Annotated in this window: 13 protein-coding genes; 6 read left to right on the top strand and 7 right to left on the bottom strand. The window is 59.9% G+C overall.

Annotation, left to right across the window (positions count from 1 at the left end; genetic code table 11):
- Positions 1-30 precede the first annotated feature (30 nt).
- From RV1423_RS19550 to RV1423_RS19530, 5 genes are all read right to left on the bottom strand, one after another.
- Positions 31-1,398 carry an LLM class flavin-dependent oxidoreductase gene (locus RV1423_RS19550; protein WP_034300257.1) on the bottom strand — a complete coding sequence of 456 codons (1,368 nt, stop codon included), beginning with the start codon at positions 1,396-1,398 and terminating at the stop codon, positions 31-33.
- A gap of 69 nt (positions 1,399-1,467) precedes the next feature.
- On the bottom strand, positions 1,468-3,150 hold the full coding sequence (locus RV1423_RS19545) for an ABC transporter ATP-binding protein (RefSeq protein WP_034300254.1): 1,683 nt from the start codon (positions 3,148-3,150) through the stop codon (positions 1,468-1,470).
- A complete protein-coding gene (locus RV1423_RS19540) occupies positions 3,147-4,040 on the bottom strand; it encodes an ABC transporter permease (protein WP_081768901.1) in 894 nt (297 codons plus the stop codon). Before RV1423_RS19540 ends, RV1423_RS19545 begins: the two co-directional genes overlap by 4 nt.
- Position 4,041: 1 nt before the next feature.
- Positions 4,042-5,112: an ABC transporter permease gene (locus tag RV1423_RS19535; RefSeq protein ID WP_081768900.1), complete on the bottom strand. Its 1,071-nt coding sequence runs from the start codon at positions 5,110-5,112 to the stop codon at positions 4,042-4,044.
- Positions 5,113-5,241: 129 nt separating this feature from the next.
- Positions 5,242-6,879, bottom strand: coding sequence for an ABC transporter substrate-binding protein (locus tag RV1423_RS19530; protein WP_051516799.1), 1,638 nt, complete (start codon positions 6,877-6,879; stop codon positions 5,242-5,244).
- Positions 6,880-7,318: 439 nt separating this feature from the next.
- Here RV1423_RS19530 and folE point away from each other — a divergent pair, with 439 nt between their 5' ends.
- Positions 7,319-8,026 (top strand): GTP cyclohydrolase I, encoded by a 708-nt coding sequence (gene folE, locus RV1423_RS19525; protein WP_034300249.1) that lies wholly within the window; start codon positions 7,319-7,321, stop codon positions 8,024-8,026.
- Between the two features lie 6 nt (positions 8,027-8,032).
- Positions 8,033-8,458: a BLUF domain-containing protein gene (locus RV1423_RS19520; protein WP_034300247.1), complete on the top strand. Its 426-nt coding sequence runs from the start codon at positions 8,033-8,035 to the stop codon at positions 8,456-8,458.
- A gap of 14 nt (positions 8,459-8,472) precedes the next feature.
- On the opposite strand, the gene RV1423_RS19515 is transcribed toward RV1423_RS19520, so the two are convergent.
- Together RV1423_RS19515 and RV1423_RS19510 are read right to left on the bottom strand one after the other, a co-directional pair.
- The gene (locus RV1423_RS19515; protein ID WP_034300245.1) at positions 8,473-9,699 is read right to left on the bottom strand and encodes an HD-GYP domain-containing protein; all 1,227 of its coding nucleotides are present in this window, start codon (positions 9,697-9,699) and stop codon (positions 8,473-8,475) included.
- A 220-nt stretch (positions 9,700-9,919) separates the two neighbouring features.
- Positions 9,920-11,347: an MFS transporter gene (locus RV1423_RS19510; RefSeq protein WP_051516798.1), complete on the bottom strand. Its 1,428-nt coding sequence runs from the start codon at positions 11,345-11,347 to the stop codon at positions 9,920-9,922.
- A gap of 316 nt (positions 11,348-11,663) precedes the next feature.
- Here RV1423_RS19510 and RV1423_RS19505 point away from each other — a divergent pair, with 316 nt between their 5' ends.
- The 4 genes from RV1423_RS19505 to RV1423_RS19490 all read left to right on the top strand — a co-directional run bounded on the left by RV1423_RS19505 (position 11,664) and on the right by RV1423_RS19490 (position 15,605).
- On the top strand, positions 11,664-13,136 hold the full coding sequence (locus RV1423_RS19505; RefSeq protein WP_231502416.1) for a HAMP domain-containing sensor histidine kinase: 1,473 nt from the start codon (positions 11,664-11,666) through the stop codon (positions 13,134-13,136).
- Positions 13,137-13,143: 7 nt separating this feature from the next.
- On the top strand, positions 13,144-13,659 hold the full coding sequence (locus RV1423_RS19500; protein ID WP_306410262.1) for a hypothetical protein: 516 nt from the start codon (positions 13,144-13,146) through the stop codon (positions 13,657-13,659).
- The gene (locus tag RV1423_RS19495; protein WP_034300236.1) at positions 13,660-15,024 is read left to right on the top strand and encodes a sigma 54-interacting transcriptional regulator; all 1,365 of its coding nucleotides are present in this window, start codon (positions 13,660-13,662) and stop codon (positions 15,022-15,024) included.
- 230 nt (positions 15,025-15,254) lie between these two features.
- Positions 15,255-15,605, top strand: coding sequence for a BON domain-containing protein (locus RV1423_RS19490; protein ID WP_034300234.1), 351 nt, complete (start codon positions 15,255-15,257; stop codon positions 15,603-15,605).
- The last annotated feature ends 206 nt before the right edge of the window (positions 15,606-15,811 follow it).

The following is a 15,811-nucleotide window of genomic DNA, read 5'->3' as shown; positions in this document are numbered from 1 at the left end:
GTCTTCTCCGAGACAATCACCAACGGCGCACTAAATCAAATCGGCGCCAGTTGATCTGAATGATCTTGCAATGTGCCGATCCGGCAAGAAGCTGGCGCCGCCGAATATCTTTTCTCGCAAGGTGCCGGGACGGTATTCGCTCTTCATCAATCCGCGTTGGCGCAACACCGGAGCGACTTCGTCAACAAACGTGGCGAACCAGTCAGGAGTAACGACCGGGACCAGGTTGAAACCGTCGATGCCGGCATTGGTCCAGCGTTCGATTTCGTCGGCAATCCGTTCCGGCGTGCCGGCGAATGCTTTATTCAGGCGGCGTCGGATCACGTCTCCAAAGCGTGCGGTCTTGTCCGGCTCCGCATCGATGGCCGCCAGAATATTCCCCTGAATGGCGTCGGTTTTGATGTCTTTCAACGGCGTGTCGGGATCGATGCTGGAAAGGTCAAAGCCGATGCTGCCGGAGAGGTGGGCCAGGTAGGCCGGCTCGCTACGCCAGTGCAGAAACTCTTCGTGCTTGACGCGCGCTTCCGCCTCGGTGCTGCCGATGACGGGATGAATCATGGTGAGAAATTTCAGGTCGCCGCGCCGACGACCGTACTGCGGCAGCAGATGATTGATCGCCGCTATGTCCCGTTGCGCTGATTCCGGGGTGAAGGCCGGTAAAAAGGTCAGCTCCGCATGCCTGGCCGCGAATTCCCTTCCCGCGCCCGATGTACCGGCTTGCGCCAGAATCGGCGTGCGCTGCGGAGATGGCTGCGGCAAGTGCGGGCCTTCCACGCGATAACGCTTTCCCTGATGATGGATCGCGTGTACTTTTTCCGGGGCGGCATAGCGGCCTTGAGACGTATCCGCAACAACGGCATCGTCCTCCCAGCTTGCCTCCCATAGCTTGTAGGCGACTTCCGTGTATTCCTCCGCCCACTGATACCGATCGTCATGTCGTTCCAGTTCGCTGTATCCGAAGTTCCTCGCGGCATTTTGCAGATAACTGGTGACAATATTCCAGCCGATGCGCCCGTTCGTCAGATGATCGAGTGTGGAAAATTTGCGCGCGAAGGAAAAGGGATGCTCCTGGATGATGGAGCTGGTCACAATGAAACCAAGATGTTCGGTCACATAGCCAAGTGCTGAAATCAGGCTGGCAGGATCATTGGATGGAAACTGCATCCCTTCGCGGACCGAGGCATTGCGGCTGCCTTCGTAAGTATCGTAGACGCCGACCGTATCGGCAAAGAAGATGGCGTCGAGCTTGCCGCGCTCTGCCGTCTGCGCAAGTCTGACCCAAGGTTCAAGCTTGGAAAAGTTGCGCTGATCGCTTGCTTCCGGCCGTCGCCATTGACCGTGCGACTGGTGAGAAAGGGTCACGTGGGTGAAGGCGTTGTAAATGATGTCGCGAGTCAATTTGGTATGGTCCTTTCATTGGCGATGGCGCTCCGTTGACGCGGGGCTGCATGCAACATATGCATGCGTTCACGCCGCCCGCTTGAATGATGACGCGCGCTCCAGCTTCGGCAAGGCGGCGATCAACTCTTGCGTATAGGGATGCCGGGGCGAGGCGAAAATCTCTTCCGCCCGTCCTTCCTCCACAATGACGCCGTCCTTCATCACCAGGACGCGATCCGCAATGTGATGGATGACTCCCAGATCGTGGGAGATGAAGATGATGCTCAAGTCGTATTTGGCGCGAAGGTCGACCAGCAGATCCAGTATCTGCGCCTGGATGCTGACGTCCAATGCGGACACGGCTTCGTCCAGCACGAGCACCTCGGGATTGACTGCCAGGGCGCGCGCAATGGCGACACGCTGGCGCTGGCCGCCGGACAGATTGATCGGATACGCGCCGGCGTGTTGCGCATTCAGGCCGACCGTCGTCAAGAGGCGGATCACATCTTCTTGCTGCGCCTTTTTGCCGCCGCCATACAGACTCAGAACGTCGCTCAGGATGCGCGCAACCGTCCAGCGCGGGTCGAATGAGCTGTACGGGTCCTGATAGACCATGGCGATCTTGCCGCGCACCTTGCGCCTCTCATGATGGCTGCCCTTGAGCCACTCGATGCCCTGGTAGCGGACCGAACCGCCGTCCAGCGGAGTCAGTCCCAGCAGCACTCGTGCGACCGTGCTTTTGCCGGAACCGGACTGACCGACAATGCCCAGCACTTCACCCTTTTTCAAATCCAGCGACGCGTTTCTGATGGCATGAATGAGCTGTCCGTCGGGGGCCTTGAATGACTTGCGCAGATCGCACGCCTGCAGCAGGACTTCGCCGGTCGCCGCGGACGAGGATGGGGTCGCGTTCAGATTGTCGAGGATCGATGGCGCGTCGCTTAAACGCCGGCCTCTGGTGTCCGGTCCCGGTACGGCTCGGATCAGGGCCTGGGTGTATGGATGCCGGGGATTGCCCAAGACCTGTTCTGTCGAACCGGACTCCACTACCTTGCCGGCTTTCATGACCAGAATTACATCGGCCACGCTGGCGACCACCGACAAATCGTGGCTGATCAGAATCAAGCTGGTGCCGCCCTTGATCAAGCCCCGCAAAACCTGCAGGACCTGGCCCTGCACCAGTACATCCAGCGCCGTCGTCGGCTCATCGGCAATGATGACCGGAGGATTCTGCGCCAGCGCGGTGGCGATCAATGCACGCTGGCGCAGCCCGCCTGACAGTTCGCCGGGGTACTGGTCTTGGCGGATCTCGGGTTGAGGCACGCCGACCTTCGTCAACAGTTCCATGATGCGTTGCCGGGTCTGGCGTCGGTCCAGATCGAGATGCGCATGCAGGGCTTCCGCAATTTCGCGCCGCACCGGCTGCAGCGGATCGAGCGATACCAGCGCGTCCTGCAATACATAACCCACTTGTGCGCCCCGCAAGGCTTTCAATTTGCGCGGCTTGGCTGACAACAGCGACTGCCCGCGGTAACGCAGCACGTCGGCCTTGACGACCGCATTGTCGCCGGCCAGGCCGAGCAGGGCGCGCGTAGCGACCGTCTTGCCGGAACCGGATTCGCCGACGATCGCCACCGTTTCGCCTTTATGCAGTCGCAGGTTGAAATGACTGACAACGGATTTATAGCCGTCGCCGGTTTGAAAGCCCACTTCGAGATTCTGTACATCGAACAGGACTTCGCGTTTTGGATCGGATGAAGCGATGGTCATGTCCTTGTCCCTTCAGACCTTGCCTGGATATAACTGAAAAGGGTTGAGAAACTCAACGCCACCAATACCACTGCGGTGCCCGGTATGACGATCAGCGATGGCGCTTCCAGCAATTGCGCCTTGCCTGCGGCAAGCAGCGCACCCCACTCGGAGGAAGGCGGTTTGACGCCCAGACCGAGATAGGAAAGGCTGGACGACCAGACGATCGACTTTCCCACGCCCAGGCCGGTAACCGGAATCAACGGACGTATGGCATTCGGTATGATGTGCTGGAACAATACCCGGGCGCGCGAATGTCCGAGCGCAATCGCCGCTTCCACATACGCGCTGCTGCGCACCAGCAAGGTTTGTCCGCGCACCAGACGCGCATAGCCCGGCGCCGCGCCGATGCCTACCGCGACCGCGACGTTGAATGGACTTTGTCCGAGTATGGTCACGAACATCAAGGCAACCAGCAAGGTGGGGAAGCTCAATAAAATCTCGATCAGCCTGTCCACGGCGCCGCGGGCAAAAGGCGGGGGCAGCGCGGCCAGAAAACCGAGCGGCACCGCCAGGACGATCGCGATGATCATCGCCAATATTCCGATAAGAAAGGATTCGCGCGCGCCGAACACCAGGCGCGAATAGAGATCGCGGCCGATCTCATCCGTACCCAGCCAATGCTTGGCCGAAAATGGGGCCAGTGTGTTGAGCAGGTCGGTTTCCAGCGGCGAGCGACCCGTCAACGTGCCAGGGGCGATGGACGCCCACACAGTGAACAGAATCACCACGGCGCTTAGCCATACCAATAACGGAGCACGCCGTGCTTCACGCAGCAGGCGCCAGGGCAAAGGCGCTTGTGCCGCACCGTATGCCGGCACATTGTTCCCGTCGGAGAAAGGTATCGCCATCTCAGTTCCCTCCTTTGTAGCGCAGACGCACTCGCGGATCGACAATCGTGTAGAGCCAGTCGGTAAGAAAGGTCAGGCCCACATAGACAATGCTGACGATCAGGATGATTCCCGAAATCAGCTCAAACTCTTTGAGTTCCACCGCACTGACCAGCAAGGCGCCGATACCGGGGCGGGAAAATACGTTCTCCACAATAACGGCGCCCGAGACCAGCGCGCCGAAGGCCCAGCCTGACAAGGTGATTCCGGGAATCAATGCAGGGCGCAGCGCGTGCACCACCCGAACCCGGAAATCCGACGTTCCCCTGGCGCGTGACGACAGCACATGCGGATGCCGCAATGCCCGCTCATACTCCGCACGTATCGCTTGCCCCAGAAACCCGGCCAGAGGCAGCGCCAGGGTGAATGCGGGCAGCCAGATCCCCGGCAGCGACGAACCGCTGACGACGGGAAACCAGTCCAGGCGCACCGCAAAAAACAGCAGCAGCAACAGGCCGAGCCAGTAGTGCGGCATGCCTGCGACCAAGGCTTCCACGGCTGCACCGAAGCGCGACACCGTCGCGCGCCGCCCGCCGGTGGCGATGATCCACACTAGTGTGAGGACCCACGCAAACACAATGGCTACGACGGTCAGCCTGGCTGTCGCGCCGATCTGTTCGCCTATCAAGTCCGTCACCTTGCGGCGCGACTGCATGGCGATACCTAAATCGCCCCTGACCACGCCTGTCAGATAGGCGCCGTATTGCACCGGCAAGGGTCGGTCGAAGCCGAATTCCTTGTTGATCGGGGCCAGTTCCTCGGGCGTGCGTTCGATGCTCTGGCCCTCATAGACATTGAGATAAATAGTGGCCCGGTCTCCCGGCAAAATCGCTTGCGCGAAAAACAGCAATGTCACGGTGACCCATAGAGTGATCAATGCCTGCCCCAGTTTGGACAGGACGGCCACGGCGCGTCTGGTCTTGGCCCGCTCGCCGGCTTCGCTGGAAGCACGCGGCGACGCTTCGCCTTCCGGTGCTGCTGGCGGCGACAAGTTGTCGCCGGTGGGGACTGCAGATGATGGAGGTGTGGTCATCGGGGGAATTCTTGCTGTAGGTCCGGGCATGGCGGCAAGCCGGCCTGCGCCGCCACTTGCGATTTCGTTGCCTTCATGCGGCCGGAGCCGCGCCCCGGTCGCATGAAAGGCTGGGTAAAGCCGACGCGATCAGTTCTTCTTGACCTCGTAAAACCATGGGGCATCATTGTTCTGCAGCAGGCCGCTCAGGTACTTTTGCTCAACGATGTTGTACGCGGATGCATAGAATCCGAGCGCCAGCGCGTCATCGCTGATGCGTTTCTGGAGCGCCGCAAATTTGGCTTTCCGCGCATCGGGTTTGGATTCCGCGTGCGCGGCGATGATGGCTTCCTGCAGTTTCCAGTCGCGCGATCGCACTCTGTTATGCGGATTGGGCTCGCCATCCTCGACGGCGTATTTGTTGATCTGCTGACGCGCGTAGATGGTGGAGGTGCTGGTGTTCTTGCCTGGCGGCCGGTAATTGATGGACAGCACGGTCGGCGCGTACACCGTCCAATACCCCTGATAGATATCGTATTCGTCGGCCTTGGTGTAGCGGCCGGCGGCCAACTCGGTTTTTGTGAGCACAGGAATGTTGAGCTTGAAACCGACTTTCTTGACCTCGGCTTGCAGCGCCTGCGCGGCGATCAAGCCTTCGGCATTCGTCAGGTTGGGATACAGCGGGAGCACCACCTCCAGCACCTTGCCGTCCTTGTTGACGCGATAACCTTCGGCGTTGACGGCGCCGTAGCCTGCTTCCTTGAGCAGGGCGATCGCCTTGTCCGGGCTATAAGCGTACTGATTATTCAGATCGATGTATTCTTGCGTGCTTTGCGAAAAAGCGCCATTGCCCTCATATGGGACGGCGCCGCGGAAGACGCTTTCGACGATTTTCTTCCGGTTGCTGGCATAGCCGAATGCCTGGCGAATACGTTTGTCGGTGAACGGGCCTGCTTCAACATTGAACGACAATGCGACGTTGCGGCCGGGCGCGAATTGCTGTGATGTGAGGTATTTGCCCTGCGCTTCTTTCCACTTGACCGATGGCGGGTCGTAGACGATGTCGGCCTCGCCTTTTTCCAGCGCCAGCCAGCGTGTATTGCCGTCCGGTACGAATTTCCAGAGGACGGTCTTCAGGTAGGCAGGACCGCCGTGCGTGCCTTCCGGTCCCCACCGATACTTGTCGTTGCGCTCAAAGACGATTTCTTCTCCGTGCTTCCATTCCTTCAAATAGAAGGGACCGCTGCCGATAGGCTTCTCTCCGAGTTCCTTGAGATCGCGGTCCAATGACGGACCCGAATTGATGCCGAACAAGGCGCTCGACAGCATGTCCGCCAGATAGGGCTGGGGATAGGTCGTATGAAACTCGACGGTGTATGGATCTATCGCCTTGGCTTCCTTGAAAAAGGAATCGTGCACCGAGGTCGAAAGCTTTTTCCAGAAATCGAAATTCTTGACCACCGTTGCGGCATCCAATTTGGCGCCATCGGTAAACTCCACGTCGTCGCGCAGCTTGAAGGTCCACACCGTCCCCCGTTGATTCCAGCTCTTTGCCAGCCAGGGATGAAGTTTATTTTTTTCGTCCAGATAGACCAGGCTATCGAGAATCTGGCGCTTTGGGTAGGTCGCTTGTGTCCACCATTGGAATAGCGATGCCGGCTCAATCGAATGCAGATAGACCAGTGTGTCCGATTGTTTTTGTGCGGGTGCATCGGCCAGCGCGACGCCTTCTCCGAACAGACCAATTAATAAAATGCTGCCTAATATCGAACGACGAGAAATTTTCATGAACGCTCCGCTAATTACATCGAGTGAATCTGCATGCTGATGAAGTTATGTCCGGGACATAAACCGATCGCATAATGTAGTTCACTCTCAAAACCTTAGTAAGTAATTAATTCGTATAACAATGCTCGGTATATTTATTAGGCCTGCGCGCCGAGGATCCCAATGTGAAGTCGGCGATTCGGCTGATGGAGAGCGAGCCGCGCGGAAATCGGGGCTCAGGAAAAGCGGATGATTGGCTGTCGATTTACTCGCGGAATTGACCTTCTCCGATTGATTCACCTCGAGCCATCTTCCAGCATCTTGCGAAGGCGGGGACTCGATGGTGCGGCTTCTTATCACCCAATGCTTGCAGCAGGCCATCAGGAGCAATGGCCAGCCCCGTTTCGGGGCATAATGTCGTCAATTTCATTCCCTCTGCGCTACCGTGCGCGATTTCACAATGGCAACAGACCAACCACGACCAAGCCTGCACGACGAACTGGTGTCGACGCGTATCCGTGCGCGCATCAAGGCGGCGGGCGTGCGCTTTCACGCCAATGACAATATCGCCGAGTTCATCCGCGACGGCGAACTGGAGGCCTTGCAGGCCGAGGTGCAGGCCAAGCTGGCCGGCGTGCTGGAAAGCCTGGTGATCGATGTCGAGAGCGATCACAATACCCAGGACACCGCCAAGCGCGTGGCCAAGATGTATGTGCAGGAAGTGTTTCGCGGGCGCTACCAGGCGCCGCCGCCGGTGACGGAATTTCCCAATATCGAACGCCTGAACGAACTGATGATCGTCGGTCCGATCACGGTGCGCAGCGCCTGCTCGCATCACTTGTGCCCGATCATGGGCAAGGTCTGGGTCGGCGTGATGCCGAACGAGCATTCCAACCTGATCGGCCTGTCCAAATACGCGCGTCTGATCGAGTGGATCATGAGCCGCCCGCAAATCCAGGAAGAGGCGGTGTCGCAGGTGGCCGATCTGCTGATGCAAAAGCTGCAGCCGGACGGCCTGGCGATCGTGATGGAGGCGGATCACTTTTGCATGCACTGGCGCGGCGTCAAGGATACCGAGTCGAAGATGATCAATAGCGTCATGCGCGGTTCTTTCCTGCGCGACGCCAACCTGCGCCGCGAGTTTCTCGCTCTTATTCGGAAGGGGTAAACCATCATGCTGGTTCGTCTGATCTATGCAAGCCGCGCCTGTGAGCCGATTTCCCACGAACTGGTCGACGGCATCCTGGCGACGGCGCGCCGCCACAATCCGGTCAACGGAGTCACCGGCGTGCTGTGCCACAGCGAAGACGTGTTCGTGCAGGCGCTGGAAGGCGGGCGCGACCAGGTCAACCAGTTGTATGCGCGTCTGCTGCAGGACAAGCGCCACAAGGATGTGGTGCTGTTGTGCTATGAAGAGATCGACGTGCGCCGGTATTCGTCGTGGACCATGGGCAAGGTCAGGCTGGACAAGGTGAACCGTTCGTTGCTGCTGAAGTATTCGTGCTCCGGCGTGCTCAATCCTTACGATGTGTCGGGCTGTGCGACGGTGGCTTTGCTGGAAGAGTTGGCGGAGACGGGCGCTTTTGCGGTGCGCGACTGATTGGTGAACGGGTCCTAGCTCAGGCTGGCCGACGCCCAGATGGTTTCGAGGTTGGGCAGGTTCAGTTTGGCTGGATCGGCGTACGAGGCGATCCTGTCGCCGCTGCGCGTGGTGGCGAGGTCGATGATCTCGATCGGGATCGTCGACATGGCGGTCGCGGAGAAAAAGACCTTGACCTTGGGCGTCAGCAGCGATCCCGGATGCTGGTCGATGATGATGCCGACTTTTCCCGATTGCATCAGCACGCAGGACCCGGTCGGAAAAATTCCCACGCTTTTGATGAAGGCTTCGAGGATGGTCTCGTCGAAGTGGCCCTGGTTGTTGGCCATGCGCTTGATCGAATGGCCCGGCTCCCAGCCGGGTTTGTAGGGCCGGTTGGAGGTGATCGCGTCGTAGACGTCGCACACCGCGCCCATTTTCGCCACCAATGAAATCTGGTTGCCTTTGAGGTTGAAGGGATAGCCGCTGCCGTCGATTTTTTCGTGATGATGCAGCGAGACGTCGAGCGCGGCGTCGCCGATGCCGGCTACGCCGCGCAGGATGGCATGGCCGGCTTCGGTATGTTTCTTGACCGAGGTGAATTCGTCGTCGGTGAGCTTGCCGGGTTTGTTGAGGATGTCGGCCGGGACGGCCATCTTGCCGATATCATGCAGCAAGCCTGCAAGACCGGCTTGCCGGGTTTCTTCCGGCGGCAGGCCGAGCTGATGGCCGAGCGCGATCATCAGGGCGCAGACCGCGACCGAATGCATGTAGGTGTAATCGTCGGCAGTTTTCAGGCGCGCCAGGCTGATCAGCGCGCCGGAGTTGCGCGATACGGAGGTAGTGATTTCCTCGACCAGCGGCATTGCCTGCTTCAAGTCTACCGCTTTGCCCAGCCGGGTCTCGTGGAACATGGTCATGATGGCTTTTTTGGAAGAGGTCAGCACGCGCGCGGCGTTGACGCGTTCTTCCTCGGCGCCGACGCGGACGGCAATTTTTGCCGGAACGGGTCTGCCGGGTGAGGGTTCCGGCTTGTCGGCAGCGACGGCGGCGGGCTTGGGCTCATCTTCGACCACGATGTCGCGGCCCTTGGTGGTATCGATCAGGATTTCGTGGATCTTGGCGGAACGCAGCGTCTTGAGGTCTTCGTATTTTTCCAGTTTGAAAGAACCCCGCCAGAATGGATGACTCATCCATGGACCTGGGATTTCTTGAATATACATGCCAAGACGTAGTTGTTCGGGTGCAATACGCTTCAACACTGCCGGTCCTCCATGGACGCTTATTTTAAATGTTGCTGTTCTGAAAGGTGCGTGAATCCTGGATTTTCAAGGGATTCAGCACAGCGATTGCATGCGTCTATCCTATCAGAACATTCTCGGAATGTGGCTGACGTTTGCAGTTGTTTTCGGAGTGAGGCAAGACGGCGCGGACGACTTCGGTTTGTCGTCCGCGGTTGTCCGCAAGAAGGTGGGAGAGGCGTTATTTCGTCGCGTGCGGCGTGGCGGGATTGCTGGTCAACAGACGCAGAAAGCTGGCCAGGCATGCGGCGCCGGCGAAACCTGCGCCGAGTCCGAGCGCCAGCTTCGAGCCATGCAGTTCGGACACGCTGAAGCACAAGGCCACGAGCGCGGCGCCGATGCTCTGGCCGAGCAGGCGCGCGGTGGCGACGATGCCGCTGGCGCCGCCGCTGCGTTCGGGCGGGGCGCTGGTCATCAATGCTTTCAGGTTGGGCGACTGGAAGAAGCCGAAGCCCATGCCGCACACCAGCATGCGCCACGAGATGTCGAACACGCTCGGTTCGGCCGGCATGAAGGTCATCAGCAGCAGGCCGATGCACAGCATGGCCAGCCCGAAGCCGCCGAGGATGCCGGCAGGGTAATGGTCCGACATGCGTCCGGCGATCGGCGCCATGATGGCGACGGCGACCGGCCACGGCGTCATCAGCAGGCCGATTTCCACTTGCGTGCGGCCGAGGTCGTGATGGAAGAAAAACGGCAGCGAGACGAAGGCCAGGCCCTGCGCCGCGAACGAACAGACGGCGGTGATCGCCGACAGCGTAAACATCGGCCGACGAAACAGGTCGACCGGCAACATGGGTGCCGGATGGGAGGCTTGTCGGCGCAGCAGGAAGATGCCGCACACCAGCGCGGCGACAAATTCGAGTACGACCACATTGACGGCGGCCTGGTGCGCACCTTCGCCGATGGCCAGGATCAGCAAGCCGAAGGCGGCGGCATTGAGCAGCGCGCTCTTGATGTCGAAATAGTGCGAAGACTTGGGCGTGTATGGCAGCGAGGGCACGGCCAGCGCCAGGCCGATGATGCCGAGCGGGACATTCACCGCGAACAGCCAAGGCCACGGCGCAATCGCCAGGATCGCCGACGCGACGCTGGGGCCGACGGTGAAGGCGATGGCGACGATCAGCGTGTTGAGGCCGACGCCGCGTCCGAGCGAGCGGGTCGGATAGATGAAGCGGATCAGCGCGGTGTTGACGCTCATGATGCCGGCGCCGCCCAGTCCTTGCAGGAAGCGTGCGACCGTCAGCGTCGGCAGCGACCACGCCACCGCGCACAGCAGCGAGGCGGCGGTGAACAGCGCCAGTCCGGCGATGTAAATGCGGCGGTAGCCGATGATTTCACCCAGCGCCGCCAGCGGCAACAACGACACCATCATCGCCAACTGGTAGGCGGTGACGATCCAGACCGAGGCGGCCGGCGTGGTGTTGAGGTCCTTGGCCATGACCGGCAGCGCAGTGTTGGCGATGGCGGTATCGAGCGTTGCCAGGCCGACTGCGATCAATAGGGTGATGATGGCAAGGCTGCGTTTGTCGGCCGGGAGTCCTTCTCCGGCAATGACGATGTGAGACGAATTGGCAGCAGGGGCGGCCGTGGACTTCGAAGGTTCCATTGTGGAGCGGTATTGAGTGAGGAAGAGGTATTGCATGCCGCCGGCGGCTACTGCGCGACGCCCGGCAGTCAGACAAAAGCAGCGATCATGATATACGGGAACAGCCGGAGCTGCAGGCGGAGGCGATTTTGCGGTGGTTGCCGGTGGTTGCGTATGGAATCTGATTTAAAGTATTTTTCAGAAAATATAAGATGTTTTTCTGGTTATGCCTTGTCGTTGATTACAATGATGCTCCACCCTAGCGAGAAGATTCATGCTCAAGCAAGCCGCCTTACAACAGCCGGTGTCTCGTTCTCCCGCCATCCGATCCGCAGGCATGTTGCCGGGGTTGTCATTCCGTCAGCTATTGCTGGCCGCGTTTTTGCTCATCGCTGCGTTGTTGAGCGGTACCTCTGTGCATGCCCTCTTTACGCTTGAGCGCATGTCGACCCATAGCCGCGAAACCGCCGGGCAGGCTGTGCGTCTGACCGAGGAGGCGCAGCGTCTTGCCGAGCGGACCGTGGCGATGGAGCGTAGCGCCAGGCAATATCTGGTGCTGGACGATCCGGCCTTCCGTGATCGCTATGCCGAGGCCTGGCAGCAGGCCAAGGCTGCGCTGGCAGAGTTGCGGGAGGCGTTGCCGCAGGCGCCGGCCGAGGTTTTCAATGCCTGGAACAGTTATAGCGAGGCAGCCTGGACGGTGTTACAGGCCAGCGAGGGGCAAGAGCAGGTTGCGCCGCCGGGCCCGGTCCGGGGCAAGCGCAAGCCGGAGGTGCGCAAGCCCGATCCGCGCGCGCTGTTCCAGGCTTTCGAGCATCTGCCGGCGCTCAACGAGCAATTGGCGCAGGAAAGCAAACGCGAAGTCGAACGCCGTAACAACGCCTTGTCCGATGATCTGGAGCGGCAGCGCAAGATGCTGACTTTCCAGGTGATCGGCGCCATTGTGCTCGCGGTGCTGCTGGCGTTCTGGTTCGGCCTGTGGCTGTCGCGGCCGCTGGCGCGCATGGAAATGGCGATCGGCCGTCTCGGCGAGAATCGTTTTGACCAGCCGATCGAGGTCAAGGGGCCGGCAGACTTGCGCCGCCTCGGGCAGCAACTGGATTGGTTGCGCCGACGCCTGGCGGACCTGGAGGCGGAGAAGTCGCGCTTCCTGCGTCATGTGTCGCATGAGTTGAAAACGCCGCTGGCCGCCTTGTGCGAGGGCGCGGCCTTGCTCGACGACGAGGTGGCGGGCAAGCTGACCGACAGCCAGCGCGAGATTTCGCGCATCCTGCGCCAGAACACGCAGTCGCTGCAGACCCAGATCGAGGATTTGCTGCGCTATAACGAAGTGGCCTTCGACGCCCAGCATATCAATCGCCTGCCGGTGGATCTGCGCGCGCTCCTGTATAAGGTGATCGACGACCAGCGCCTGCAATGGGTGGCACGCGATCTCAAGATCGAGGTGGAAGGCGGTCCGCGTACGGCGGTACTGGATCCGGACAAGTTTGCCGTCGTACTGGCCAATTTGTTGTCGAACGCGGTGCGTTTCAGTCCGCGTGGCGGTACGATACGTTTTGTGTTGTCCGACAGCGAAGGCCGTGTGCGCATCGATTGCGTCGACCAGGGACCGGGCGTGGCGGCGACCGACGCCAGCCGGATTTTCGATCCCTTTTATCAGGGCCTCAACCAGCCGCAGGGCGCGCGCCACGGCAATGGCATCGGCCTGTCCATCGTGCGCGAATATGTGCTGGCGCATGACGGCGATGTCCGTCTGGTGCCTGCGGCGGCCGGTGCGCATTTCCGCATCGAGCTGCCCGATGAAAGTTAGAACATCAATGATGAAAACAAGAATATTTTCTCTCTCGTTATGCCTGGCGCTGGCCGCATGCACTACCCGCGCGCCGGAAGCGCCGACTGCAGAGGTCAAGCTGGTGACGACTGTGAGCGGCGTGGACGATCTGCTGGCATATCACCAGTCGTTGCGCCGCTTGTCGCAACAGGAACTGGCGCGCGAGCTGCAGACGCTGAACGCGCGCCAGGGCGGCGGCGCCATGCTGGCGATGCAAAAGGCGATGGCGCTGGGCCTGACGCGCGACGCCAACGACCTGGCGCGGGCTCAGGTACAGCTCGGCACGGTTCTTCACGCGAGCGACACCGATGCCGATGCCAACGCGCTCAAGCCGTTGGCGCAACTGCTGGTGAGCAATTATGCGGAGATGCGCCGACTCAGCGAGAGCGCCGAGAAGGCCGGGGTGCAGGCCAGGGAAAATCAGCGCCGGCTGGATCAACTGAGTGAAAAACTGGAGGCGCTCAAAAACATCGAGCGCACCTTGCCGGGCCAGTCGAAATAAATGCCTACGCCGCGCCACCTGCTGCTGGTCGACGACGATGCCGATTTACTGCGGTTGATGTCGCTGCGCCTGAGGGCCAACGGCTATCGCGTCACCGCCGCAGGCAGTGCCGAAGCCGCGCAGGCGCAGATGGCGATCGATTTGCCGGCGCTGGTGATCAGCGACATCCGCTTGCCGGGCAAGGACGGGCTGGCGTTGTTCGATGACATTCGTGCGCAGTATCCGGCGCTGCCGGTGGTTTTGCTGACTGCGCACGGCACCATACCCGACGCAGTCGACGCCACCGCGCGCGGCGCCTTTGCTTATCTGACCAAGCCTTACGACGCCAAAATCCTGTTGGGTAAGATCGAACAGGCGCTCAGCCTGACCGCCTGCGCCGATGCCGGCGAAGACGAGGCGTGGCGTGAAGAATTGATCAGCCGCAGTCCGCGCATGGCGCAAGTGTTGTCGGAAGCGCGGCTGGTAGCGGCGTCCGATGCCAGCATCCTGATTCGCGGCGAAAGCGGCACCGGCAAGGAGCTGCTGGCGCGCGCCATCCATCGCGCCAGCCGCCGCGCCAAGGCGCCGTTCATTGCGGTCAATTGCGCGGCCATTCCTGAGCAATTGCTGGAGTCTGAACTGTTCGGTCATGTCAAAGGCGCGTTTACCGGTGCGGTCGAGCATCGCAAGGGTTTGTTCCAGGCAGCCGACGGCGGCACGTTATTCCTCGATGAGATCGGCGACATGCCTGTGCCGCTGCAGGTCAAATTGTTGCGGGTATTGCAGGAGCGAACGGTACGCCAGGTCGGCGCCAACGATACGGCGCCGGTGGATGTGCGGATCATTTCGGCGACGCACCGTGATCTGGATGCGGCGATGGCCGACGGCTCTTTCCGCGAGGATTTATATTACCGCCTGAATGTGGTGACGTTGGCGTTGCCGATGCTTGCCGAGCGCCGTGAGGATATTGCGCTGTTGGCCAACCACTTCCTGCAGATGATTGCCGCCAGGGATCAGAAGAAACTCAACGGCTTCGCTCCCGATGCGCTGGAAATATTGGTGATGGCCTCCTGGCCGGGCAACGTCCGTCAGTTATATAACGTGGTCGAACAAGTGTGCGCCCTGTCGACCGCGCCTTTGATCTCGGCGGTGCTGGTGCAGCGCGCCTTGCGCGTGCCGGCGCTGGAAGTATTGCGCTACGCCGATGCCAAGCAGCGCTTCGAGCGCGCTTACTTGATCCAGTTGCTCAAATTGACGGACGGCAACGTTACCGATGCGGCCCGGCTGGCCGATCGTAATCGCACCGAGTTCTATCGCCTGCTACAGAAGAACGGCCTCGATCCCAGCGTTTTCCGTGGAGATGATGAAGGTGTCGCCCCAGAGTGATGAGGGTAAATCCTTTAAAATCAATAGGTTAAGATTGTTCGCCAGCAATATGTCGTGCGCAGGCGACGGAAATCGGCGCTTTTGCTGCGGGATGCTCTGCTGGAATCTTGGAACTTATTTTAACTATTTGAAAAATATAGGATTTTGTGTGGCGGCATAGCCTTTGCGAAAGAAAGGACTGGTAGCGCTTAAAGCGTTGTCTTTCTTTTTCACACGATAAGGACACCATCATGCAAAAGACGAAAATCATCCCGGTGCTGGTTGTTGCAGCCTTTCTGACAGCCGTTGTCGCCGCGCCCGCGGTCTATGCCGCCGATCCTTCACAGGACTCCTTCCCTAATACGGCGCAAAAAGCCGGCGCCTATGTAGACGACTCGGTGATCACGGCCAAGGTCAAGGCTGCCTTGGTTGAAGACAGTCAGGTTTCGGCGCTGAAGATCAAGGTCACCACAAGGAGGGACATCGTTACCCTGGCTGGAGTTGTGCCTAATGCCGACGCCGGCCAGCATGCATTGCAACTTGCCGCCGCTGTTGACGGCGTCAAGGACGTGAAGAGCGAACTGACCGTCAAGGCGAGCTGATTTGTTGCATCGCTAAGCACTGGTAATCACGACTGCAAACCAGGTGCATCCCGACAGGGATGGACCTGGTTTTTTTTTGATTTGTAATTTTTTGAGAGGAGGGAATTGAGAGCTGAAGCGGGTTTTGGGGTGGTTGAGGTAAAAAGTTTAAATAATTAAGCGAAAGGGGGTTGCGGTATGGGTAAAAGCTTTGCTATAGTTCGCCT

The organism is Herbaspirillum sp. RV1423 (assembly GCF_000577615.1).
GTDB lineage: Bacteria > Pseudomonadota > Gammaproteobacteria > Burkholderiales > Burkholderiaceae_D > Herbaspirillum.
This window is presented reverse-complemented; position numbering and strand designations above follow the sequence as displayed.

What these genes read in the sequence shown, in the direction of transcription:
- RV1423_RS19495 (WP_034300236.1), top strand. Translation starts at nt 13,660, where the DNA reads ATGCCTACGCCGCGCCACCTGCTGCTGGTCGACGACGATGCCGATTTA.
- RV1423_RS19490 (WP_034300234.1), top strand. Translation starts at nt 15,255, where the DNA reads ATGCAAAAGACGAAAATCATCCCGGTGCTGGTTGTTGCAGCCTTTCTG.
- folE (WP_034300249.1), top strand. Translation starts at nt 7,319, where the DNA reads ATGGCAACAGACCAACCACGACCAAGCCTGCACGACGAACTGGTGTCG.
- RV1423_RS19540 (WP_081768901.1), bottom strand. Translation starts at nt 4,040, where the DNA reads ATGGCGATACCTTTCTCCGACGGGAACAATGTGCCGGCATACGGTGCG.
- RV1423_RS19505 (WP_231502416.1), top strand. Translation starts at nt 11,664, where the DNA reads ATGTTGCCGGGGTTGTCATTCCGTCAGCTATTGCTGGCCGCGTTTTTG.
- RV1423_RS19530 (WP_051516799.1), bottom strand. Translation starts at nt 6,879, where the DNA reads ATGAAAATTTCTCGTCGTTCGATATTAGGCAGCATTTTATTAATTGGT.
- RV1423_RS19545 (WP_034300254.1), bottom strand. Translation starts at nt 3,150, where the DNA reads ATGACCATCGCTTCATCCGATCCAAAACGCGAAGTCCTGTTCGATGTA.
- RV1423_RS19520 (WP_034300247.1), top strand. Translation starts at nt 8,033, where the DNA reads ATGCTGGTTCGTCTGATCTATGCAAGCCGCGCCTGTGAGCCGATTTCC.
- RV1423_RS19500 (WP_306410262.1), top strand. Translation starts at nt 13,144, where the DNA reads ATGATGAAAACAAGAATATTTTCTCTCTCGTTATGCCTGGCGCTGGCC.
- RV1423_RS19510 (WP_051516798.1), bottom strand. Translation starts at nt 11,347, where the DNA reads ATGGAACCTTCGAAGTCCACGGCCGCCCCTGCTGCCAATTCGTCTCAC.
- RV1423_RS19535 (WP_081768900.1), bottom strand. Translation starts at nt 5,112, where the DNA reads ATGACCACACCTCCATCATCTGCAGTCCCCACCGGCGACAACTTGTCG.